General features: G+C 33.5%; 22 protein-coding genes and 1 pseudogene. 22 read left to right on the top strand and 1 reads right to left on the bottom strand.

The genetic code is table 11. The annotated features are described in order from the left end of the window. Nucleotides 1–2: 2 nt before the first annotated feature. Nucleotides 3–788: a transporter substrate-binding domain-containing protein gene (locus AC1RPW_RS06330; protein ID WP_481761799.1), complete on the bottom strand. Its 786-nt coding sequence runs from the start codon at nt 786–788 to the stop codon at nt 3–5. 114 nt (nt 789–902) lie between these two features. Between AC1RPW_RS06330 and AC1RPW_RS06325 the strand changes: the two are divergent. From AC1RPW_RS06325 to AC1RPW_RS06220, 22 genes and pseudogenes are all read left to right on the top strand, one after another. After that, a pseudogene (locus AC1RPW_RS06325) lies at nt 903–2,174 on the top strand (hydroxymethylglutaryl-CoA reductase, degradative); the annotation flags it as partial. Next, nucleotides 2,175–3,149, top strand: a complete 975-nt coding sequence (locus AC1RPW_RS06320) for an IpaB/EvcA family protein (RefSeq protein ID WP_481761798.1) — start codon at nt 2,175–2,177, stop codon at nt 3,147–3,149. Further along, a complete protein-coding gene (locus tag AC1RPW_RS06315) occupies nt 3,149–3,628 on the top strand; it encodes an NUDIX domain-containing protein (protein WP_481761797.1) in 480 nt (159 codons plus the stop codon). Before AC1RPW_RS06320 ends, AC1RPW_RS06315 begins: the two co-directional genes overlap by 1 nt. A gap of 17 nt (nt 3,629–3,645) precedes the next feature. Further along, nucleotides 3,646–3,978 (top strand): hypothetical protein, encoded by a 333-nt coding sequence (locus AC1RPW_RS06310; RefSeq protein WP_409021927.1) that lies wholly within the window; start codon nt 3,646–3,648, stop codon nt 3,976–3,978. A gap of 148 nt (nt 3,979–4,126) precedes the next feature. Beyond that, nucleotides 4,127–6,160: a methionine--tRNA ligase gene (gene metG / locus AC1RPW_RS06305; RefSeq protein ID WP_481761796.1), complete on the top strand. Its 2,034-nt coding sequence runs from the start codon at nt 4,127–4,129 to the stop codon at nt 6,158–6,160. Between the two features lie 78 nt (nt 6,161–6,238). Then, nucleotides 6,239–7,009 (top strand): TatD family hydrolase, encoded by a 771-nt coding sequence (locus AC1RPW_RS06300; RefSeq protein ID WP_481761795.1) that lies wholly within the window; start codon nt 6,239–6,241, stop codon nt 7,007–7,009. A 1-nt stretch (nt 7,010) separates the two neighbouring features. Then, nucleotides 7,011–7,583, top strand: coding sequence for a ribonuclease M5 (rnmV, locus tag AC1RPW_RS06295; RefSeq protein WP_409021930.1), 573 nt, complete (start codon nt 7,011–7,013; stop codon nt 7,581–7,583). Next, the gene (gene rsmA, locus AC1RPW_RS06290; protein WP_409021931.1) at nt 7,576–8,475 is read left to right on the top strand and encodes a 16S rRNA (adenine(1518)-N(6)/adenine(1519)-N(6))-dimethyltransferase RsmA; all 900 of its coding nucleotides are present in this window, start codon (nt 7,576–7,578) and stop codon (nt 8,473–8,475) included. Before rnmV ends, rsmA begins: the two co-directional genes overlap by 8 nt. Nucleotides 8,476–8,567: 92 nt before the next feature. Beyond that, a complete protein-coding gene (locus tag AC1RPW_RS06285) occupies nt 8,568–8,804 on the top strand; it encodes a Veg family protein (RefSeq protein WP_409021932.1) in 237 nt (78 codons plus the stop codon). Between the two features lie 118 nt (nt 8,805–8,922). Next, the gene (gene ispE, locus AC1RPW_RS06280) at nt 8,923–9,777 is read left to right on the top strand and encodes a 4-(cytidine 5'-diphospho)-2-C-methyl-D-erythritol kinase (protein WP_481761794.1); all 855 of its coding nucleotides are present in this window, start codon (nt 8,923–8,925) and stop codon (nt 9,775–9,777) included. Nucleotides 9,778–9,806: 29 nt separating this feature from the next. Beyond that, nucleotides 9,807–10,397: a cysteine hydrolase family protein gene (locus AC1RPW_RS06275; protein WP_481761793.1), complete on the top strand. Its 591-nt coding sequence runs from the start codon at nt 9,807–9,809 to the stop codon at nt 10,395–10,397. 369 nt (nt 10,398–10,766) lie between these two features. Further along, entirely contained in the window at nt 10,767–11,990 is a 1,224-nt protein-coding gene (locus AC1RPW_RS06270) for a serine hydrolase (RefSeq protein ID WP_481761792.1), read from the top strand. A 331-nt stretch (nt 11,991–12,321) separates the two neighbouring features. Continuing rightward, nucleotides 12,322–13,284, top strand: a complete 963-nt coding sequence (locus AC1RPW_RS06265; protein WP_481761791.1) for a metal ABC transporter substrate-binding protein — start codon at nt 12,322–12,324, stop codon at nt 13,282–13,284. A 9-nt stretch (nt 13,285–13,293) separates the two neighbouring features. After that, nucleotides 13,294–13,986, top strand: a complete 693-nt coding sequence (locus AC1RPW_RS06260; protein WP_481761790.1) for a metal ABC transporter ATP-binding protein — start codon at nt 13,294–13,296, stop codon at nt 13,984–13,986. Next, nucleotides 13,947–14,774 carry a metal ABC transporter permease gene (locus tag AC1RPW_RS06255; protein ID WP_481761789.1) on the top strand — a complete coding sequence of 276 codons (828 nt, stop codon included), beginning with the start codon at nt 13,947–13,949 and terminating at the stop codon, nt 14,772–14,774. The genes AC1RPW_RS06260 and AC1RPW_RS06255 overlap by 40 nt, the downstream gene beginning before the upstream one ends. Before the next feature lie 185 nt (nt 14,775–14,959). Continuing rightward, complete coding sequence (purR, locus tag AC1RPW_RS06250) at nt 14,960–15,790, top strand: pur operon repressor (protein WP_409021938.1); 831 nt, start codon at nt 14,960–14,962, stop codon at nt 15,788–15,790. Between the two features lie 201 nt (nt 15,791–15,991). Then, nucleotides 15,992–17,383: a bifunctional UDP-N-acetylglucosamine diphosphorylase/glucosamine-1-phosphate N-acetyltransferase GlmU gene (gene glmU / locus AC1RPW_RS06245; protein ID WP_481761788.1), complete on the top strand. Its 1,392-nt coding sequence runs from the start codon at nt 15,992–15,994 to the stop codon at nt 17,381–17,383. Nucleotides 17,384–17,473: 90 nt separating this feature from the next. Then, entirely contained in the window at nt 17,474–18,451 is a 978-nt protein-coding gene (locus tag AC1RPW_RS06240; RefSeq protein WP_481761787.1) for a ribose-phosphate diphosphokinase, read from the top strand. A 487-nt stretch (nt 18,452–18,938) separates the two neighbouring features. Next, entirely contained in the window at nt 18,939–19,352 is a 414-nt protein-coding gene (locus AC1RPW_RS06235; RefSeq protein WP_481761786.1) for a hypothetical protein, read from the top strand. Nucleotides 19,353–19,401: 49 nt separating this feature from the next. Beyond that, on the top strand, nt 19,402–20,220 hold the full coding sequence (locus AC1RPW_RS06230) for a hypothetical protein (RefSeq protein WP_481761785.1): 819 nt from the start codon (nt 19,402–19,404) through the stop codon (nt 20,218–20,220). Next, nucleotides 20,207–20,905 (top strand): hypothetical protein, encoded by a 699-nt coding sequence (locus tag AC1RPW_RS06225; protein WP_481761784.1) that lies wholly within the window; start codon nt 20,207–20,209, stop codon nt 20,903–20,905. The genes AC1RPW_RS06230 and AC1RPW_RS06225 overlap by 14 nt, the downstream gene beginning before the upstream one ends. After that, entirely contained in the window at nt 20,869–21,564 is a 696-nt protein-coding gene (locus AC1RPW_RS06220; protein WP_481761783.1) for a hypothetical protein, read from the top strand. The genes AC1RPW_RS06225 and AC1RPW_RS06220 overlap by 37 nt, the downstream gene beginning before the upstream one ends. Nucleotides 21,565–21,573 lie beyond the last annotated feature (9 nt).

Raw genomic sequence — 21,573 nt, 5'->3', positions numbered from 1 at the left:
AATTATTTATTTGTGATGTCGCTACCAAAATATTTTTTTGATAGTTTTGATAATGAGCCATCAGCACGTAATTCTTTAAGTGCTTTGTTTAATTCTTTTTGTAATTTTGGGTTGTCCTGTTGGATTAAGCCAGCAACTTTTAATGCTGGAATTTCAGAACCTGTTGAAATTGTTTTAATGTTCGTATCAGGTTTTTCTTTTAAGTATGAATAGACAGCATCGTTACTGTTAATGGTACCATCAGCCCGACCATCTAGGATTAAACTGATTGTATTTGCAAAATCATCTGTTGAGACAACATCAGCACCAAGGCGTTCAGCATCGGCTCCATTTTCACTTGTAACCGTTTGTGCCATCTTTTTACCCTTAATATCTTTAATCGTTTTAATAGAAGAGTTATTATTTTTGACGACTAAAATTGATTTTGAATAAATATAAGGTGATGTAAAGTTGTATTTATCTTGACGTTCTTTTGTAACACCAACGTTGTTTAAAACAACGTCGTATTTGTTAGCATCTAATCCTGCAACTAATGAATCCCATTTTGATTCGATAAATTTAGGCGTTAAATCCATTTTTTTAGCTAATTGTTTACCAAGATCAACTTCGAAACCAGTTAATTTATTGTTACTATCGTGGTAACTATAAGGGCGGTAAGTACCTTCTAATCCGATTGTTAATGTACCCTTTGTTTGTGTTACATCGGATGCTGTATCTTTCGATTTACCGCAGGCGGTTAAAGCAAGAGCAATCAATAACACACTGGCAAGACTTAATATTTTTTTCATTTTAGTACGCCCCTTTTTTTAAAAGTAATATATTATCTATCTATAATAGCGTAAAATAAGCTAAGAAACCAATTATTTCTCTTACTAAAAGTAAAAACAACAAAAAGGACTAAGGTAATGACAAAATTTATAAAATTTTATCAAAAAAAATGGCATGATAGATTAATAACCTTATTAAATGACAATCTTATTTCAGATGATGAAAAATTAGAAATAGAAACGCATGCTCTTAATCATGAATTAGGGGATCAGATGACTGAAAATTATATAGCAGATTTTACCTTGCCAGAAGGTATTGCGTTTAATTATTTAGTTGATGGAAAAAAGATGACGGTCCCAATGGTAACTGAAGAACCTTCTGTAATTGCGGCAAATAATAATGGGGCAAAAATAATTGCATCTGCGGGTGGATTTACAACAAAAATTAAATCACGCTTAATGATAGGTCAAGTTATTTTAGAAAATATTGATGATGCGGATAACGTTATCAACCAAATTAATGAACAACAATTGAATTTAATTAAAATAGCGAATGCTGCTCGTCCTTCACTTGTAAAACGAGGCGGTGGCGCACGTTGGGTCAGAGTTCGAAAACTAGCAGCTGATCTAATTTCGGTAGATTTAGCAGTAGATGTTCAAGAAGCAATGGGCGCTAATAGTGTAAATACAATGATGGAGGCAGTTGGTGAAACGCTGCAAACACAGTTTAAACAAGACGTCCTTATGAGTATTCTATCCAACTACGCAACAGATTCATTAGTTGAATCAAGCTGCTCAATTCCTTTTACGTTGTTAGATTCTGCAGAAATTAGTGGTGAACACATAGCTAAGAAAATTGTCTCAGCAAGTCGAGTGGCTCAACTTGACCCATATCGTGCCGTCACACATAATAAAGGTATTATGAATGGGATTGATGCGGTTCTCATTGCTTCGGGAAACGATTGGCGTGCCGTTGAAGCAGGTGCTCATGCTTATGCTAGCCAAGATGGCCAGTATCGTGGCTTGACGAAATGGTCGATAGTCAGTGATAATTTAGTTGGCATAATTAAATTACCAATGCCCATAGGAGTTGTTGGGGGTTCGATTGATATTGTCCCAATGGTTCAAATTAATAAAAAAATGATGGGTATTCGATCAGCAAAAGAGCTTGCTAGTTTGGTTGCAAGTGTTGGGTTAGCTCAAAATTTAGCGGCACTTAAAGCACTTGTTTCTGAGGGTATTCAAAAGGGACATATGGGTCTTCAACTAAAATCACTGGCAGTTAAAGTTGGCGCTGTAGACGAAGAAGTGGCACAATTAACTGAGTTATTAAAAAATGAGAATCGACCAGATACAGAGGTTGCAACAAAAAAACTAAATGAATTAAGAAAAAAAGGGGATAATTAAATGGTTGAGATTACATTACACCAAAATACACAAAATTTAATTACTACAATTAAAGAACAATTTGATGGAGAAATTAAAATTCAATATGGTGGCGAAAAAGTTGGGTTTATTAAGCATCAACAAGTAGAATCTCGGTTAGAAGATGGAAATTTCATTATTAATGTGACTGATATTACAGCACCTGATTACTTGATTTCGCATGAACTATTCCATTTTTTCTTGCAACTTAATCAGGCACCTGAATTAATGTTAAAAATGACAACGGATGATTTTAATATCGACGATAAAATCAATGCGACGGCTGTTCAACTTTATGATACGGTTTTACATGGGACTATTTTTAGATTACAAGAAGAAAATGGGTTTATTGATGATAATATTAGAGAATTATTCTATCAAGGAATCTTGGCAACAGTGACTGCTGAACCTAAAGAAGGTAGCGGCCCAGATGAATGGGGAATGTACCGATTAATCACACTTTTAGATGCTTTGGTGTTCTTTCAAAATGAAGATATGGAACAAATTACTGAAAAATTCTTAGAATTTTACCCTATCGCAACAGATGCTGCACTTAAATTATTGGAAATCTTAACATCTAATGACTTACGTGCACCTTTTGAAGCTCGCCGAGCAACGGTTGCCTTATTTAAAGCCTTCGATGCACAACTTGAAGCGTGGAAATTACCAAAAATGTACTTAAATACGTTTGCAACGTTAACACCAGTTTTCAGTGAACGTCAATTAAAATTAGAAGTACGTCAATTGTTTGATATTATGCATTCTGAATTTAAAAGTAATGTTAATTTTGCGTCAGCTTATGTTGGTATTCAAAAGAATGATCAACAAAATGCATTTGTTATTACAGTACCTAGAAATGCGGATTCAAAAGAGGTTATTTTACGTACGTACGATATGACAGTGTTAGAATTAATGCAAACAATTAAGATGCGCTTTATAGTTAGAACTGCTGAATAATGATTGATTTAGCAAAATATAATCTAGCTGTTATCACAGCTGGAAACAACATTTTATTATTAAATCGTTTGAAAAAACCATATGTTGGTCTTTGGAATGGAATTGGTGGTAAACGTGAACCACAAGAATCTGAACTTGCAGGGATGCTTCGTGAATTATATGAGGAAACAGGAATCAAAATTACCGATTCTCAATGTAGACCAACGGGTTATCTTGAATGGTCAGTGGACGACGAATATCAAGCTACAATAGCGTTATTTCATATCTCTTTACAACAACCATTTGGAAAACAATATCCACAAAGAACACGAGAAGGTATTTTAGCAGACTTTCCAGTTGAATGGGCTTTGAATAAGCAAAACGTCGGACTAACACCTGATTTAGTTCCTGTGTTACCCTATATTTTAAAGGATGAATTTCATCGATATTTGACAAATTTTAATGGTTCACAATTAGTTGATTTTAAAATTAAATTATAGTGAAGGACTGTTGTAAAATGATTGAACACAGTGAAATTTTTACTCGATTAAATAATCTAAAGACTAGATTACAATGGCTAACTTATTTTCAGCGGTTTTTTGACTTCATTCTGTTTTACTTTGGTTTTTCTAGTTTTTTTGGTGGAAATCCAATAACGTTATTTGGAACAGTTTTCACAAAAGGTGAAGGGTTACTACTAACGTTGATGGTTGCGGCGATAACGTTTAGTATCACGGCACTGAAACAAGATCCAAGACGGGTTGGGCGGATTTTAATTACCATTTTAGATGGACAGCTATCTGAAAAAGAAATTATGATTATTCGTCAATTTCAAAAATATGCACGCTAATTTTAAAAGAGATAGTCTATGTTAAACTCACGGACTGTCTCTTTTTATTGCTTAAAATCGGCTGAAAACTATGATATACTGTTAAGGAGTTTATACAGAACGAATGTTAAAAAACACATGAAATACGATACGGAAAGGGTCTTAAAAAATGACAGAAAAACCCACATTTTATTTAACAACACCAATTTATTATCCATCTGGTAAATTACATATTGGAAATTCATACACAACAATTGCGTGTGACGTCTTAGCACGTTACAAACGCCAAAAAGGATATGATGTTTTCTTCTTAACGGGAACAGATGAACATGGTTTGAAAATCGAACAAAAAGCTGAAGAATTAGGGACAACACCACAAGCTTATGTCGACGGTATGGCTAGTGATATTAAAGAATTATGGAAAACCCTTGAAATTACAAATGATAAATTTATTCGAACAACAGATGATCAACATGAAAAAGCTGTGCAATATATCTTCGATAAATTACTTAAACAAGGCGATATTTATTTAGGAGAATACGAAGGCTGGTACTCTGTTTCTGATGAAGAATTCTTTACAGAATCACAGTTGGCTGAAGTTTTCCGTGATGATGACGGTAAAATGGTTGGTGGTAAAGCGCCAAGTGGTCACGAAGTTTCATTAGTTAAAGAAGAATCATATTTCTTTAAAATGAGTAAATATGCAGATCGTTTACTAAAATATTATGAAGATCATCCTGATTTTATTCAACCAGAATCACGTAAAAATGAAATGATAAATAATTTCATTAAACCTGGTTTGGAAGATCTTGCTGTATCTAGAACGACATTTAACTGGGGCGTAAAAGTTAAAAGTAACCCTAAACATGTTGTTTATGTTTGGATTGACGCTTTAGCAAATTATATTACAGCCTTGGGTTATGGTTCAGATGATACTGAACTATTTGATAAATATTGGCCTGCAGATGTTCAAATGGTTGGTAAAGAAATCGTGCGTTTCCATACGATTTACTGGCCAATTATTTTGATGGCGCTCGATTTACCTTTACCAAAACAAATTTTTGGTCATGGTTGGTTGTTAATGAAAGACGGTAAAATGTCTAAATCAAAAGGTAACGTTATCTATCCAGAAATGTTAGTAGAACGCTATGGATTGGATGCACTCCGTTACTACTTAATGCGCGCTGTACCATTTGGTAATGATGGTGTCTTCACACCAGAAGACTTTGTTTCACGTGTTAATTTTGATTTAGCTAATGATTTAGGGAACTTATTAAATAGAACTGTTGCGATGATTAACAAATACGATGGTGGTAAAATTCCAGCATTAAAGGGTAACGTAACTGAATTTGATGGAGACTTAGGTCAAACAGCTGAAGATACAATTACGGAATATACTGAATTAATGGATAAAATGGAATTCTCAGATGGATTAAATGCTATCTGGAAATTAGTTGCTAGAACAAATAAATATATTGATGAAACACAACCATGGGTTTTAGCTAAAGATGAAGCACGTAAAGCTGAACTTGATAGTGTTATGGTACATTTAGCAGCTAGTTTACGTGTGATTGCTGTCTTAATCCAACCTATTATGACGCATGCACCTAAAGAAATTTTTGAACAATTAGGTTTAGACACGGCAGATATGGCTATTGAAGAATTAAACTACTCTGATTTCCCAATGGACAGCGTCGTTGTTGAAAAAGGAACGCCTATTTTCCCACGCTTAGATGTTGAAGAAGAGATTGCCTATATTAAAGATCAAATGACAGTTTCAGATAAGAAGAAAGGGCGTAAAGCAATGGCAGTTAATGATACAGAGGATTCTTTAGATTGGAATCCAGAAAATGTGGCTCTAAACTTAACATTACCTCAAACGACATTTGATCAATTTGAGCCAAATGAATTAAAAGTTGCTGAAATTATTCAAGTTGAAAAAGTACAAAATGCTGATAAACTATTGAAATTTAGATTAGATGCTGGTGATCCTGATCATCGTCAAATCTTGTCTGGTGTAGCAGAGTTTTATCCTGAAACAGATGTCTTATTAGGAAAAAAAGTTGTGATTGTTGCGAACTTAAAACCGCGTAAGATGAAAGGCGAAATTAGCCAAGGAATGATTCTATCTGTAGAATACGATGGTAAATTGAAATTAATTACCGTTGATGAAGATATTAAAAATGGCGCAATTGTAGGCTAAATAAAGTAAGGACTGGAAACAAAACTTGGTTTTGCTCTAGTCCTTCTTCATTTTACTGCTAGAAAGGAGAGGTATCCCTTGGAAATATTTGACACACATACACATATTAATTCTGATGAATTTACAACGGAAATTCCTGAAGTTATTGAGCGTGCAAAAGCATTTGACGTGACTAAAATGGCAATTGTTGGATTTGATCAACCAAGCATTTTGAAATCACTAGAACTATCAAAAAGCTATCCTAATTTATATTCTATAATTGGTTGGCATCCAGAAGAGGCAAAAACCTACACACCGGAGACTGAAGAAGTTTTGATAGAACAATTACAGTCGCCAAAAGTTGTCGCAATGGGTGAAATGGGCCTAGATTACCATTGGGATACGTCTCCAATTGAAACGCAGAAAAAAGTTTTCAAACGTCAGGTTGAGATTGCGAAGGCGTTAAAATTACCAATTTCTATTCATAATCGAGATGCCTTTGAGGATGTTTATACAATCCTGAAAGAAGCTGATATTCGTGATATTGGTGGCATTATGCATAGCTTTAATGGTGATGCAAAATGGGCAGAGAAATTCTTAGACTTAGGGATGCATTTATCCTATAGTGGTATTGTGACTTATAATAGTGCTAAAGAAGTTCATGAAGCCGTTAAAGTGACACCAAGCAACCGAATTTTAATTGAAACAGATGCACCATATTTAACGCCAGAACCTTATAGAGGTCAGCGCAATGAACCAGGATACACAAGATACGTCTTGGAAGCTGTCGCAAAAATTCGAGAGAGTTCAAGTATTGATATGGCAGCGGCAACATTTAAAAATGCCGAAAACTTATTTAGGATAGGGTAATATGCAGAAAATTAGAGAAGTAATCGTAGTTGAAGGTCGCGATGACACAAAACGTATCCATTTAGCTGTTAATGCAGATACGATTGAAACACGTGGCTCAGCTATTAGTGACGAAACGTTAGATCAAATTGAACTGTTGCAAGAAACTCGAGGCGTAATTGTATTTACGGACCCTGATTTTTCTGGTGAAAAAATTCGTAAAACTATTTCAGCACGCGTTCCAAATGTACAGCATGCTTTTCTGAAAAAAAGTGAAGCTGTCCCAGATCATAAAGGGAGTTTAGGCGTTGAACATGCTTCAGTTGAAGCGATTCGTGAAGCGCTAGATCATTTGTATACAGAAATGCCTGATGGCGAAACATTGATCAGCTTAGAGGATTTACAAACGGCAGGATTGATTGCCGGACCGGATGCCAAAGCTAAGCGTGAAAAATTAGGTGAGTATCTCAAAATTGGTTACACAAATGGAAAACAATTATACAATCGATTGAAACTATTTCAAATTTCACCAGAAGAGTTCGTCGACGCATTGCAAGAAATTAACGAGACAATAACGGAGGAAAAACATGGCTAACAATGATGTGCCAGACATTGCTTCACCTATTAGAACTAAAGCAATTATGGAAACTTATGGTTTAACTTTTAAAAAGAGTTTAGGCCAAAATTTTTTAACAGATAAAAACGTACTAATGAATATTGTGGACGCCGGAGATATTACGGCTGAAGATGACGTTATCGAAATCGGACCTGGTATTGGGTCATTGACTGAACAATTAGCAAGACGTGCACATCATGTTTTAGCAATTGAAATTGACCAAAATTTGATTCCTGTACTTGGCGAAACACTAAGTCCATATGATAATGTTGATATCGTGGAACAAGATATTTTAAAAGCTAATTTACCAGCGTTAGTAGAAGAACATTTTGATGGACAGCATCCATTAAAATTAGTCGCTAATTTACCTTATTACATTACAACGCCCATTATCATGCATTTACTAGAAACGGCGGTTAAATTAGATAAAATCGTTGTTATGATGCAAAAAGAAGTGGCAGAACGAATTGCAGCTGATCCAGGTAGTCGTACATATGGATCACTAACGGTAGCCGTTCAATATGAAATGGATGCTGAAGTCGCATTCGTTGTTCCAAGAACCGTCTTTATTCCACAACCTAATGTTGATTCAGCTATTATTGTTTTGAATCAAAAAGAAGGCGACGTTGAACGCCCAATTAGTGAAAAGGTCTTCTTTAAATTAGTTAAAGGAAGTTTCCAACATCGACGTAAAAGTTTATGGAATAATTTACAATCAATTTATGGTAAAACACCAGAAATTCGTGAAGCGTTACAAGCAGCATTGGATGCATCAGAAATTTCTGCTCAAATTCGTGCTGAAAAACTAAGTATTCATGAATTTATTGTTTTATCTAACAATCTTATCAAAGTAGAAGAGAAATTTAATTAACTTCTTATTGAACTACTGATGTTCGATGTGGTATAATTGCAAATCTTGTGAAACTATGGTATGATGTTTCACATAAGAAGGTGAAGCCCATCATGCCAGAAACTTTAGCCAGCATCAAAGGTACGCTAGATGCCCAAGTCGGAAAAAATTTAACGGTAGTTGCTCAAGCCGGTAGAAAGAAAACTACAGAACGTAAAGGGATTTTACGCGAAACATTCCCAGCTATTTTTGTAGTCGATTTAAACCAAGATGAGAATTCATTCGAGCGCGTTTCATATAGCTACACAGACGTATTAACAAAAAATATTGAAATTGATTTTGAAGATTAAAAATAAGTATAAAAGCCTAGGTAGGGATGTTTTTAGAACATCTTAACTTAGGCTTTTATTTTTAGAAATAATTAGTATAATTAGAGTTAATTAAGGACTTATAGGATTAGGTGAGAACATGGAGATTCGTGAAAAAGCCCCAGCTAAAATCAACTTGAGTTTAGACACCCCATTTAACCATCAAGATGGTGAACAAGAATGGCGAATGGTGATGACATCAGTTGATTTAGCAGACTACTTACATATCAAATCGCTAGACGATCGAACGGACATTACAGTGGAAACTGATAGTGGTTTTTTACCGTGTGATCACCGAAATTTAGCCTATAAAGCAGCAAAAATTTTACAGGATAAATTTCAGATTAAAAAAGGTGCCCAAATACATATCAAGAAGCAAATCCCAGTTGCTGCTGGGCTAGGTGGCGGTTCATCAGATGCAGCAGCCGTTTTACGTGCTTTGAATCAATTATGGAAACTCAATTTATCTTTAGCAGAGTTGGCAAAAATTGGTTTAAAAATTGATTCTGATGTGCCTTACTGCGTTTATAGTAGAACGGCTCATGTAACGGGTCGTGGTGAGAAGATTGCTATTTTAAAAGACTTACCCCCTGTTTGGTTAGTGGTTGCAAAACCTAAGATTAGTGTTTCAACACCAACTATTATTAGACAAATTGATTATACGCGACTCACTCATCCAAATGTAAACGCCGTTGTGAATGCAATTGAGGACGACGATATGGATGCCATAATTGATAATCTAGGTAATGCGCTTGAACCGATTACAGCTGAACGTCATCCCGAAATTACACGTTTAAAAGAAAAAATGATAAAATTTGGGGCAGATGCAGCAGAAATGAGTGGATCAGGCCCAACTGTATTTGCGATATGTCGTAAAAAAAGTCGAGCACAGCACGTCTACAATAGTTTAAAAGGTTTCTGTGAAGAGGTCTACCTAGTGAGACCGTTAAGTTGATTTTATTGCGATAATTAGCATAATTTGTTATGTTGAAGGCATTAAATACAACTGAAAATGAGGGACAACTTGTGGAAGCCTTAATTGAAATTGACTATACAAATGATTTTGTAGCGACAGATGGACACTTAACGGCGGGAAAACCTGCTCAAGAGATTGAAGCTCGAGTGATAGAATTAATGAATGAGTTTGAACAAAAAGGTGATTATGTTGTTTTAGCAACTGATATTCATTATGAAAATGACCCATTTCATCCAGAAACTAATTTATTTCCACCACATAATATTGCAGGTACAAACGGTCGTAAATTCTATGGTGAGTTGGAGCCTTGGTATCAGGCGCATAAAGATAAATCAAATGTTTATATGATGGATAAAACGAGATATAGTGCTTTTGCGGGAACGGATTTAGATTTAAGATTACGAGCTCGGTCAATTGAAACAGTGCATTTAATTGGTGTTTGCACAGATATTTGTGTTTTGCATACCGCAATTGACGCATATAATTTGGGCTATAAGATTGTCATTCATGAAAAGGCGACAGCTAGTTTTAATCAAGCTGGACATGTATGGGCACTGTCACATTTTAAGGATTCTCTGGGTGCAGAAATTAAAGATTAGTGGATTTAGTACAGCTATTGTTGGAAGAGAGTGTTGTCACTTTGTGATAGCACTTTTTTTTATTAAAAAATTGGAGATAATGACTAATTAAGCGACTAGTTAAGAACGCATCCTTCTATTTACATACTACCTAATATAGGTTAACTTTATAACTAAGACATGATTTAATGTAGCGTGTTAGATTAATCTAATTTGCAAGAAAATGGGGGATTGTCTTTGGGAGAATAAAAGCCATATTTGGGGAAAGGTATGGAGGAAACATAAGTGTTGATAGTTAGTTTATGAGTAACAGATATTGAGTACATATATAGAAAAAATAGGGATGTAATGAAGGATAAGTTAAAGTCCTAAAAATTACGAGGTGAAGATATGAAAATTTGTTCGAAATGTGGGTCTCAGAATGAAAATGATGCATTATACTGTGATAATTGTGGGCAACCGTTAGAAAATAAAAATGTTGCTCCTATGAAAACATGTCCGCAATGCAACATAGCAAATAAGGTTGAGGATCAATTTTGCAATAATTGTGGCTTTAAATTTAATCCGAAAGCGCAAGATACTAATAAAGTAGCAGCGCCAATAGTAAACAATGAAATAACAGAAAAACGAGCTAAAAATAACAACCCGATGAAAATAGTTTTAGGAATTATTTTACTTGTTATTATAGCGGGTGGCGGTTATCTTATAGCTGGAAAGTTAACGCACAAAGATAGTGTACCGACGAAGGAAACAACTACTGCAGTATCTAGCTCAAAAGAAAAGAAAACATCGGAAAAAACGCAATCTTCAGAAAATAGTTTAGTACTAAATAAAGTTAAAATTAAGAATGATATTGCAACATATATGGATGACGTTGATGGAAAAAATTCGGTCTACGTTTCGTTAACAGATGGTAGTGCACCGGTAGTTGAAAATAATCATGCGCAAGGATCAGCCAGCATGATTAAATTATTTATTTTAATTACAGCTTATTCTATGGAAAAAGAAGGGACCATCAACCTAAAGGATAGCTATGTTTTATCAGAATCGGATAAGGTCGGTGGAACGGGAGAAATCCAGAATATGAGCGCAGGTACTAGATTGTCATATAAAGAATTATTAGAAAAAATGATTGATGACAGTGATAATACTGCTGCAAATATTGTGATTGATAAACTTGGTGGATTTGCTTCAATTAATACAGAAATTAAAAAATTAGGCGCAATTAATACAACAATTAAAAGAAAAATGATGGATACAGATGCCCTTAATTCAGGAATCGATAATAAAACGTCAGTAACAGATATGGGTAAAATTCTTAAAAAAATGTATAATCATAAATTAGTGTCTAACCAATCGGATCAGGCAATGCTAGATTTACTAAAAGAAAATAAAAATCTAACTAAATTACCATCGTCCTTACCAACTGGTGTTACAGTCTATAATAAGACAGGCGAATACAACGAATATGGTATTCAAAATGATGCTGCCATTATAGAAAAAGATAAAAAGGCATTTATAGTTGTGGCGATGTCAGAATCGGGAACTGAAGATAAGCAGATTCCGGGAATGAATAGGCTAGGATTAGAATTATATCAAGATATTCTAGAGTAAAATAAGAGTTACCAGATAAAATAATGAGACGCAACATCGTAACTAATGGTTAGTTATGATGTTGCGTCTTTTTGCGCGCAAGATATTAATAGTAAATTATATTTAATTCTAATGATATAGTTCACTTTTAAATTGGAAACGGTTCACTTGCTGACAGGTCGACTTTAAATACAGTTATTATAACAAGATGAACTTATACGAATGACAGCTTAACACCGTAGTGACACTTAAAAAAGTTGACGTAGCTGTACCTAAAATGATATTCTAATATTTGTCGGTAATGGTATTGATTACTATTTAGATTACGATTTGAAAAAATGAGGGAGAAACCATGCAAAAAAAATTAATTTTAGTAAGCATAGTACTCACGATGTTAGTTGTTGTATTGACCGGGTGTGGGCAAGGGGCAACTAAGAAAGAGTCTAATAAATTACAGGTTATCACGACATTTTACCCAGTGTATGAATTTACTAAGGCAGTTGCAGGCGATAACGCAGATATAACAATGTTGATGCCTGCCGGGACAGAACCGCATGATTACGAACCTAGTGCAAAGGATATTAGTAAAATTGCGAGGTCAGATATCTTTATCTATAGTAGTAATAATATGGAAACGTGGGTTAAAAGTTTGAAATCAAGTATTGATGAAAAACAAACGCAGATTTTAAATTCTAGTCATTCAATTAAAATGATTGATGAGAACGAAGAATTGAAAAGTGAAGAGGCTGAATTAGCTAATAAAGAAGAGGAAAGTTCATTTTCATCGACTAATAATTATGACCCTCATATTTGGTTAAATCCTGAAAACGCAAAAAAAATGGTTAAAAACATTTCAAATGAATTAATTCAGCAAGATCCTAAAAATGAAAAGTATTATGTAAAACGAACAAATGCTTATTTGAAAAAATTAACGGAATTAAATCAAGAATATAAAACGACATTTAAAAATGCTAAGAATAAAACATTTGTTACGCAACATGCTGCATTTGCTTACTTGGCAAAACAATATGGACTAACGCAAGTTGCGGTTGCGGGTATTTCTTCGGATGAAGAACCTAGTCCAAGACGTTTGGCAGAGCTACAAACGTATATTAAAAAGTATCATGTAGATACCATTTTTACTGAATCTAATGATTCTAGTAAAATTGCGAATATGCTAGCTAAAGAAACAAATATTAAGGTTAAAGGATTGAATCCAATTGAAGGACTATCAAAAGTTCAAATCGAAAATGGAGAAACATACCTTTCAGTTATGCAAGATAATTTAAAATCGTTAAAAACGGTTGTTAAATAAGGAGAATAGATGAAATATATTGAAGTCAAAGATCTTACCTTTTATTACGATGAAGAACCTGTTTTACAAGATATTAATTTCCACATTGATTCGGGTGAATTTGTCATTTTAACTGGTGAAAATGGTGCTGCAAAATCAACTTTAATTAGAAATGTACTTGGCCTATTACATCCGGCTAAAGGAACTGCTGAAATTTCTAAAACTAATTTAGATAATAAAAAATTACGTGTCGGATATATCCCACAAGAGATTTCATCATTTAATGCGGGGTTTCCGTCAACAGTATATGAACTAGTAGCATCAGGCCGTTACCAACAAAATCGTTGGTTAAGACGTCTGAATAAAAATGATCATGAACATATAAAAAAAGCACTTGAAACAGTTAATATGTGGAACTTTAAGAATCATAAAATTGGTGAATTATCTGGTGGTCAAAAACAACGTGTTTGTTTAGCCCGTATTTTTGCAGCAGATCCTGATTTATTTATTTTAGATGAACCAACAACAGGGATGGATGAACAATCGCGTCACGATTTCTACGAATTATTACAACATGAAGCCCATACGCATCATAAAGGTATCTTGATGATAACGCATGATCATGAAGATGTTTCAGAATATATTGATCGTCACATTAAATTAGTTAGAAAGGAGGACTCACAATGGAGATGTTTCTCGATGGATTCATGCAACGAGCTTTAATTGCTTCACTTTTAATGGCAGTAATTACGCCGTTATTGGGATTATTCTTAGTTTTAAGAAGGCAATCGCTTTTGGCAGATACATTGTCACACGTTTCGTTAGCAGGGGTCGCGTTAGGATTGTTTGTTAATATTAATCCAACAATTACCACACTGATTGTGGTTTTAATTGCCTCAGTTTTAATTGAATTTTTAAGCAATTTATACCGTACGTATTCAGAAGTTTCAATTGCCATTATGATGTCTGCCGGACTATCAATTGCCTTAGTTTTAATGAGTTTAAATCAAGGTGCCAGTTCAATGAGTGTACAGCAATATTTATTTGGTTCAATTGTGACGATTAGTTCAGCGCAGGTTATCATTTTAGCAATTTTAACTGTATTAATTGTCGTTCTCTTCCTACTATTCAAAAAGCCAATGTATGTTTTAACTTTTGACGAAGAGACGGCTTTTGCTGAAGGGTTACCGGTTAGATTGATGTCAATTAGTTTTAACGCAGTTACAGGTGTGACGATTGCTATAATGATGCCAATTGCCGGGGCACTACTCGTTTCTGCAATTATGATTTTACCTGCAGCAATTGCAATGCGATTGGGTCGTAGCTTTAATCTGGTTATTATAATTGGTGTGATAGTTGGTGTAATAGGGATGGTTGGCGGATTAATGTCATCTTACCAATTTAATACACCGCCTGGCGCAACGATTACGCTATTATTCATTACGATTTTCATTATATGCAGTATTATTAAAGTTATATCCGTTAGACTTCAAATTAATAAACAAAAATAAAACCGAATATTAACAATCAACAAGCTACTTTTAAAAATAGCTTGTTTTTTTATTAGAAAATCATTAAAAACCGAACGTTAATAATTATATTTTGGCATTTTACTGTTATTATTCGGTAAAACGGGTTATAATGAAAATCACACTTTGAATACTAGATATGTTTAAAAGAAAGGCCTGATATATATATGAAAACAAGAAGAAGCGATCGATTAATTGATATGACTCGTTATTTGCTAGAAAGACCACATACGTTGGTTTCTTTGACGTATTTCTCAAAACGCTATGAATCAGCTAAATCATCAATCAGTGAAGATCTTGCGATTGTAAAACGTACAGTTAGAGAGCGAGGCACGGGAACGCTAGAAACAATTCCTGGCGCAGCTGGCGGTGCACGTTTTATTCCATCTATTGATGAAGCAGAAGCACGTGAATTTATTGAATCAATGACTGAGGAGTTATCAGAAAAAGATCGGTTATTACCTGGTGGCTATGTCTATCTATCTGATTTACTTGGCCGTCCTGACGTTTTACGTCAAGTAGGACGCTTGATTGCAACAGAGTACTTAGACCAAAAAATTGATGCCGTTATGACAGTTGCAACTAAAGGTGTACCCATCGCACAAAGTGTCTCAACATTTTTGAATGTGCCATTTGTTATTGTGCGTCGCGATTCAAAAATTACCGAGGGTTCAACCGTTAGTGTTAACTATGTATCTGGCTCGAGTGAACGTATTGAAAAAATGGAATTATCAAAGCGTAGTTTAAAACGTGGTGCTAACGTATTAATCGTAGATGATTTCATGAAGGGTGGCGGCACAGTTAACGGAATGAAGAGTTTAATCGAAGAGTTTGAAGCAAACTTAGTCGGTATTTCCGTTTTCGCTGAGGGCGCCTTTAGTGGTGACCGAATTGTTGATGATTATAGTTCATTGTTAAAAGTTGATGAAATTAATCATACAGACAAAACCATTCATGTTAGTGAAGGAAATTATTTAACAAAAACATTTAAAAAATAAAAAGTTAATAGATAATTTATATGAAAACTTAATGTTAAATTTAACATTAAGTTTTTTTTAGAAAATTCCAATAATAATTTAAAATCAAGTGTTTTTTAATTTCGAATAAAGTAAGCATATTTATTCGAAATCTTGCAACGCATACGGGTTTAAGCTATTATTAAGGTAGAATATTAGAATATAATTGGAGGAGACTATCTAATGACAGTTGCTAAATATGCCATTATTCTTGCTGCCGGTAAAGGTACAAGAATGAAATCTAAACTATATAAAGTGTTACATCCGATTGCTGGGCGTCCAATGGTTGACCACGTTTTATCGGAAATTGAAGCAAATAATATGGATGAAGTTGTTACTATTGTGGGACATGGTGCTGAGCAGGTTGAAGAAACGTTAGGCAATCGCTCAGAATATGTTCTTCAAGCAGAACAATTGGGAACTGGTCATGCTGTCCTTCAAGCAGAAAAAATCTTAAAAGATAAAGAGGGTATGACCATTATTGCTAATGGTGATACACCGTTACTTACTGCCAAAACATTTGGTGAATTATTTGAATATCATAAAGAAAAAGGTGCTGCTGCAACTGTTCTAACAGCACAAGCAGAAGATCCAACGGGTTACGGTCGAATTATTCGTAATGATATTGGGATTGTTGAAAAAATTGTTGAACAAAAAGATGCCACAATTCAAGAAGCTAATGTTCAAGAAATTAACACAGGTGTGTACTGTTTTGATAATAAAACTTTATTTGAAGCTTTACATGAAGTAACAAATGATAATGCACAAGGTGAATATTACTTAACTGACGTTATGGAAATTCTTAAAAAACAAGGTAAGATAGTCGCAGCTTACCGCATGAAAGATTTCTCTGAATCAATGGGTGTAAATGATCGTGTGGCTTTATCTGCTGCAACTAAAGTTATGCAACGCCGGATTAACGAAAAACATATGCGCAATGGTGTGACTTTAGTTGATCCTGAGACGACTTACATCGAATATAATGTTAAAATTGGTTCAGATACAATTGTAGAACCAGGCGTTTACTTAAAAGGTAATACAGTCATTGGTGAAGATTGTGTCATTGGTGCTCATTCTGAAATTATTGATAGTATTATTCATGATAAGGTAACTGTTACGTCATCATATCTTGAAGATTCTGAAATGGAAACAATGAGTAACATTGGACCATACAGTCACTTACGTCCTCAAGCACATATTGGTGAAGCTGCTCATATCGGTAATTTTGTAGAAATTAAAAATGCAACTATCGGTAAGAGTACTAAAGTTGGTCATTTGACTTATGTCGGGGATGCCACTTTAGGTAAAGATATTAATGTCGGCTGCGGCGTCGTTTTTGTTAATTATGATGGCGTTAATAAACACCATACCAACATTGGTGATCATTCATTTATTGGTAGTGGATCTAATGTAGTTGCACCACTAGAAGTTGGTGATCATGTATTTATCGCTGCCGGATCAACAATTACAGATAATATTGATTCACACGATATGGGTATTGCTCGTGGTCGTCAAGTGAATAAAAAAGGTTATTTTGACAAATTACCAGTAGCTCATGCACCAGAAATTGATTAGTAAGCGAATTCTTATCGGATTTTAACTTGCAATTTACTTGATTAATATTTAAAATTTTAAGTAGGGAAAATTAAATAACTGGAGGCACATATGTCAGAACATTATTTTGATCCAAAGTTGAAAATTTTTGCTTTGAACTCGAATAAACCATTGGCTGAAAAAATTGCTGATGCTGTTGGTGTTAAATTAGGTAAAACCTCTGTAGATCGCTTTAGTGATGGTGAAATCAGAATTAATATTGAAGAAAGTATTCGTGGAGATCATGTTTACATTGTTCAATCAACATCTGCACCCGTCAATGACAATATTATGGAATTATTAATTATGATTGATGCTTTGCGTCGCGCAAGTGCTAAATCAATTAATGTCGTTATTCCTTACTATGGTTATGCTCGTCAAGATCGTAAAGCACGTTCACGGGAACCAATTACAGCAAAATTAGTTGCTGACATGTTAGAAAAAGCTGGTGCAACAAGAATTTTAGCGCTTGATTTGCATGCTGCTCAAATTCAAGGATTCTTTGATATCCCAGTTGATCATTTAATGGGTGCACCTTTATTAGCTGACTACTTCTTAACCGAAGGATTAGATAAAGATTCTGTTGTCGTTTCACCTGATCATGGTGGAGTGACACGTGCTCGTAAATTAGCAGAATTCTTGAAAGCACCTATTGCAATTATTGATAAACGTCGTCCTAAAGCTAACGTTGCTGAAGTGATGAACATTATTGGTACCGTTGAAGGCAAACGTTGTATCTTAATTGATGATATGGTTGATACGGCAGGAACAATTACGCTTGCTGCTCAGGCTTTAATGGATGCCGGTGCAACTGAAGTGTACGCAAGTGCAACTCATCCGGTTTTATCAGGTCCAGCTGTTGAAAGAATTGCAAAATCACCTATTAAGCAATTTATCGTAACAGATTCAATTCAGTTACCTGAAGATAAGAAAATTGATAAATTAGTTCAAATTTCAGTGGGTCAATTAATTGGGGATGCAATCACGAGAATTCATGAAAACAAACCAGTTAGTCCATTATTTAAAAATCGTTTCCATAATGAAAAATAAAGTTAAGAAAGTTAGATAACTAATGTTGTCTAACTTTTTTTGTATCCAAATTTAGGACATAAAAAAACCGTCAGTCCAGGGAGACTGACGGAAAAAGGGAGTAGAGATAATTAATTTCAGGGGAGAAATTAGTTATGAGTTAGATTAATTTATTCGGGGAAATAAATTAAAATTTAAAAGTTATTAATTAAGGTATGAAGTTATAATAACAAGTAGTTGTGAAGAAAATGTGACGTAAAAAGGAAGAAAGTTCTTCTCGTAGTTAGTACGTTAGAGTAGTAAGCAGTCTGTTTACTTGAATATCTTAGGACTTAATAGATCTTACTAAGAATGATAAACAACATTAAAGTGATTTTTTATTAATATTAGCATTAATTTTATATTATATATAAATTATAAAAGTCTTTTTTAACTTGAATATTATTGTTTTGAGTTAATTATTTATATATAATATTAAATGCGTAAGGGAGAATTTTAAGGAGTTTTTATGAAAAAATTAATGTCATTTATTTTAGTTGCAATATGTGTTTTTGGTATAGCAATTTTAAGTTCAGATCGTGTAGAGGCTAACAATCCGAATTATGTTCATCTTGCTAATAGATGGAATGATCCTTGGGACGAAACTTATAGAATTCAAAAGTGGAGTAAAACTGCGTATGAATTAAACATCAAAAAGATATCGGGAAAAATACGTGTGGAAGCTTGGGGACACTCTTATAAGGCTGGTCGTACAGGAAATGTATCTGTTTCTAAAGGAAAAAAATATGTTATTAAATCTAAAGGACAGACAAAATTAACTAATTATTTAGTAGAGTGGTATGGAACAGGAAACAATGCATATATTGTAAATAGTATTCATGCATATGGTAGTGCTGATGGTAATTGGAAACCTGATAGATAAGAAGAAATAATGTGCTCTCTTACGCATTATATTAAAATAAAAGATTGGTGTGAAAAAAATGAATTCTTATTGGCTGTCGCGTATGGCGAAGAAACAATATTTTTATGGCATATTAGTGGGTTTTGCTTTAATAGTAGTTCACGTGTCTATGGATATGTTACCTAATAGGACTTATCTAGATGGTTCTAATTTAACTTTTACTGTGATTACAACATGGATAGGTATAGGTGGTACTGGTAGCGATTTTTCAGCTTTATTTTATTTGTTATTACCTTTATTTTCAGTGATTGGTTTGAATCTAATTGTCTTCGAGGATAAACAAACAGGTTTTATTAAACAATATGTACAAAAAAAGGGAATTATTAATTATTCTATTCATTCATTTAGCTTAAGCTTTATTTCAGGATTTTTGATTGGGATACTACCTTTATTATTGGATTTATTAGTAGCATGGTGTTTATTCCCTAATCAACCATTAGATGCTGTATTAAATAATAATCTGGGACTTGCATCGAATTCAACATATTTTATGAAGGACCTTTTCCAGCAATCATATACGGGGATTTTATTTTATATTTTACTTGCAGGTTTGTTCGCAGGTGTTTTTTCTGTAGTTGCCGCGAGTGTTAGTTTATATGTAAAAACAATTTATAGTGTGGTTAGTTTTAGTTTTTTACTGTGCTTATTTATAAGTGTTTTAGCTGCTGTATTTCCTTTTTATCTTGCTGCACCTTTGTCGCTTCCTATGGTAGGAGGACCCGCGGAGGGCCTACCTCCTTTATCATTTATTATGGGGATTTTGTTTTTGGTTCTCATTGTAGCTTATCTTTTTAATTTTATGGGAGTAAAACGTAATGCGATTATTTAAAATATATTTAAAAACTAAACGGTCTCGTGACTGGGTAATAGATATTCTTACGTTCTGTTTATTAATTATTTTATCTCTTTTTGAATATTATTTATTTTTAGGTAATGAAAAGAATAGTTCCTTTATTGACGTAGTCCAAGGAGGACTACAAAATAGTTTAAATATTGAAAATATAATGATTCTTTTCTTTCCAATATTGATATTATTACCCTTTCAGGGTTCTAAATTTCCAATTATGTATTATATAAGAAAACCTTTTTCTTTTTTGAGAGTACAAGTGAATTACTTTTATGCCATATATATTTGTGCATTTGTTATCTCTGGAATCCTTTTTTTAATTTTAAATAAGGATAATTTAAAATATAATATAAATGGCTATCAGCTAGTTACAATGGTTATTTATTTTATCGCAATGTATGTTTTTTATAATTTAATAGCGTCCTTTTATTGCCTCACAGGAAATAAAATTATATCGTTATTTTTAATTTATGGTTATTATCAATTAGAAATATTTTTGAACGAAAGAGGGATTAGATTGTTTTTTAATCATGGCATAATCAGTCTTGGATATAGTGTTAACACGTTATATTTAATTCAAAATATATTCTTTATACTACTCTTTTTTATTATTTTGGAGGTTTTTCAAAGATGGATTTTATCAAAAAAAGAATACTCTATAAATTGAAGTTTTTCAGTATCTTAGTTTTTAGAAATATTTATTTAACGATTTATTATTCTAAATGGCGTACGGTGCTCATTTTTATTATGCTAACGATGATGATCATATTGTGCAAAAGAGATCAAGTGAGTGGTATGACGAGCTTACTATATGGTGCTTCGTTAGATACTGAGGGAGAATCTTTTCCTTTATTTTGGTTCATCTTTGTGATTTCTCCAGCATTAGCTATTGGAAATTCACAAATGTTACTATGGAAATCAGATTTTAAAATTCTACATAATATTGGATATAAAAATTATTTATTTAGCAATTTATTGATGTTAGGAATTTATAATAGTTTTTTTTATTTTTTGATAGTGATTATAAACGGTTTTGGTATCTCACATTTAGCTTTCTATAGTTATCTATTTATATTTAGTTTCACCTATCTTGTATTGTTATCAACAGCGTCATTTTTATTAGATGATTTTATACTACCCTTAATAGGGAGTTTAGCAGTCATAATATTAGATGTTTATATTTCTCACATATCCATTATAGACGCAACAATGCTCTCTAGATTTAACCCTAATCATAATTCGGTTAACATTATAATTTTATTAACGATTATATTGAGTTGCATCATTATCTCACTTATAAAAATTAAAGATATTGATTTTATTTAAAGAAAGTAG

This window comes from Dellaglioa sp. CoH-55-MRSF-8 (assembly GCF_056782195.1).
This window is presented reverse-complemented; position numbering and strand designations above follow the sequence as displayed.

What these genes read in the sequence shown, in the direction of transcription:
- AC1RPW_RS06330 (WP_481761799.1), bottom strand. Translation starts at nt 788, where the DNA reads ATGAAAAAAATATTAAGTCTTGCCAGTGTGTTATTGATTGCTCTTGCT.
- AC1RPW_RS06320 (WP_481761798.1), top strand. Translation starts at nt 2,175, where the DNA reads ATGGTTGAGATTACATTACACCAAAATACACAAAATTTAATTACTACA.
- AC1RPW_RS06315 (WP_481761797.1), top strand. Translation starts at nt 3,149, where the DNA reads ATGATTGATTTAGCAAAATATAATCTAGCTGTTATCACAGCTGGAAAC.
- AC1RPW_RS06310 (WP_409021927.1), top strand. Translation starts at nt 3,646, where the DNA reads ATGATTGAACACAGTGAAATTTTTACTCGATTAAATAATCTAAAGACT.
- metG (WP_481761796.1), top strand. Translation starts at nt 4,127, where the DNA reads ATGACAGAAAAACCCACATTTTATTTAACAACACCAATTTATTATCCA.
- rnmV (WP_409021930.1), top strand. Translation starts at nt 7,011, where the DNA reads ATGCAGAAAATTAGAGAAGTAATCGTAGTTGAAGGTCGCGATGACACA.
- rsmA (WP_409021931.1), top strand. Translation starts at nt 7,576, where the DNA reads ATGGCTAACAATGATGTGCCAGACATTGCTTCACCTATTAGAACTAAA.
- AC1RPW_RS06285 (WP_409021932.1), top strand. Translation starts at nt 8,568, where the DNA reads ATGCCAGAAACTTTAGCCAGCATCAAAGGTACGCTAGATGCCCAAGTC.
- ispE (WP_481761794.1), top strand. Translation starts at nt 8,923, where the DNA reads ATGGAGATTCGTGAAAAAGCCCCAGCTAAAATCAACTTGAGTTTAGAC.
- AC1RPW_RS06275 (WP_481761793.1), top strand. Translation starts at nt 9,807, where the DNA reads ATGTTGAAGGCATTAAATACAACTGAAAATGAGGGACAACTTGTGGAA.
- AC1RPW_RS06270 (WP_481761792.1), top strand. Translation starts at nt 10,767, where the DNA reads ATGAAAATTTGTTCGAAATGTGGGTCTCAGAATGAAAATGATGCATTA.
- AC1RPW_RS06265 (WP_481761791.1), top strand. Translation starts at nt 12,322, where the DNA reads ATGCAAAAAAAATTAATTTTAGTAAGCATAGTACTCACGATGTTAGTT.
- AC1RPW_RS06260 (WP_481761790.1), top strand. Translation starts at nt 13,294, where the DNA reads ATGAAATATATTGAAGTCAAAGATCTTACCTTTTATTACGATGAAGAA.
- AC1RPW_RS06255 (WP_481761789.1), top strand. Translation starts at nt 13,947, where the DNA reads ATGGAGATGTTTCTCGATGGATTCATGCAACGAGCTTTAATTGCTTCA.
- purR (WP_409021938.1), top strand. Translation starts at nt 14,960, where the DNA reads ATGAAAACAAGAAGAAGCGATCGATTAATTGATATGACTCGTTATTTG.
- glmU (WP_481761788.1), top strand. Translation starts at nt 15,992, where the DNA reads ATGACAGTTGCTAAATATGCCATTATTCTTGCTGCCGGTAAAGGTACA.
- AC1RPW_RS06240 (WP_481761787.1), top strand. Translation starts at nt 17,474, where the DNA reads ATGTCAGAACATTATTTTGATCCAAAGTTGAAAATTTTTGCTTTGAAC.
- AC1RPW_RS06235 (WP_481761786.1), top strand. Translation starts at nt 18,939, where the DNA reads ATGAAAAAATTAATGTCATTTATTTTAGTTGCAATATGTGTTTTTGGT.
- AC1RPW_RS06225 (WP_481761784.1), top strand. Translation starts at nt 20,207, where the DNA reads ATGCGATTATTTAAAATATATTTAAAAACTAAACGGTCTCGTGACTGG.
- AC1RPW_RS06220 (WP_481761783.1), top strand. Translation starts at nt 20,869, where the DNA reads ATGGATTTTATCAAAAAAAGAATACTCTATAAATTGAAGTTTTTCAGT.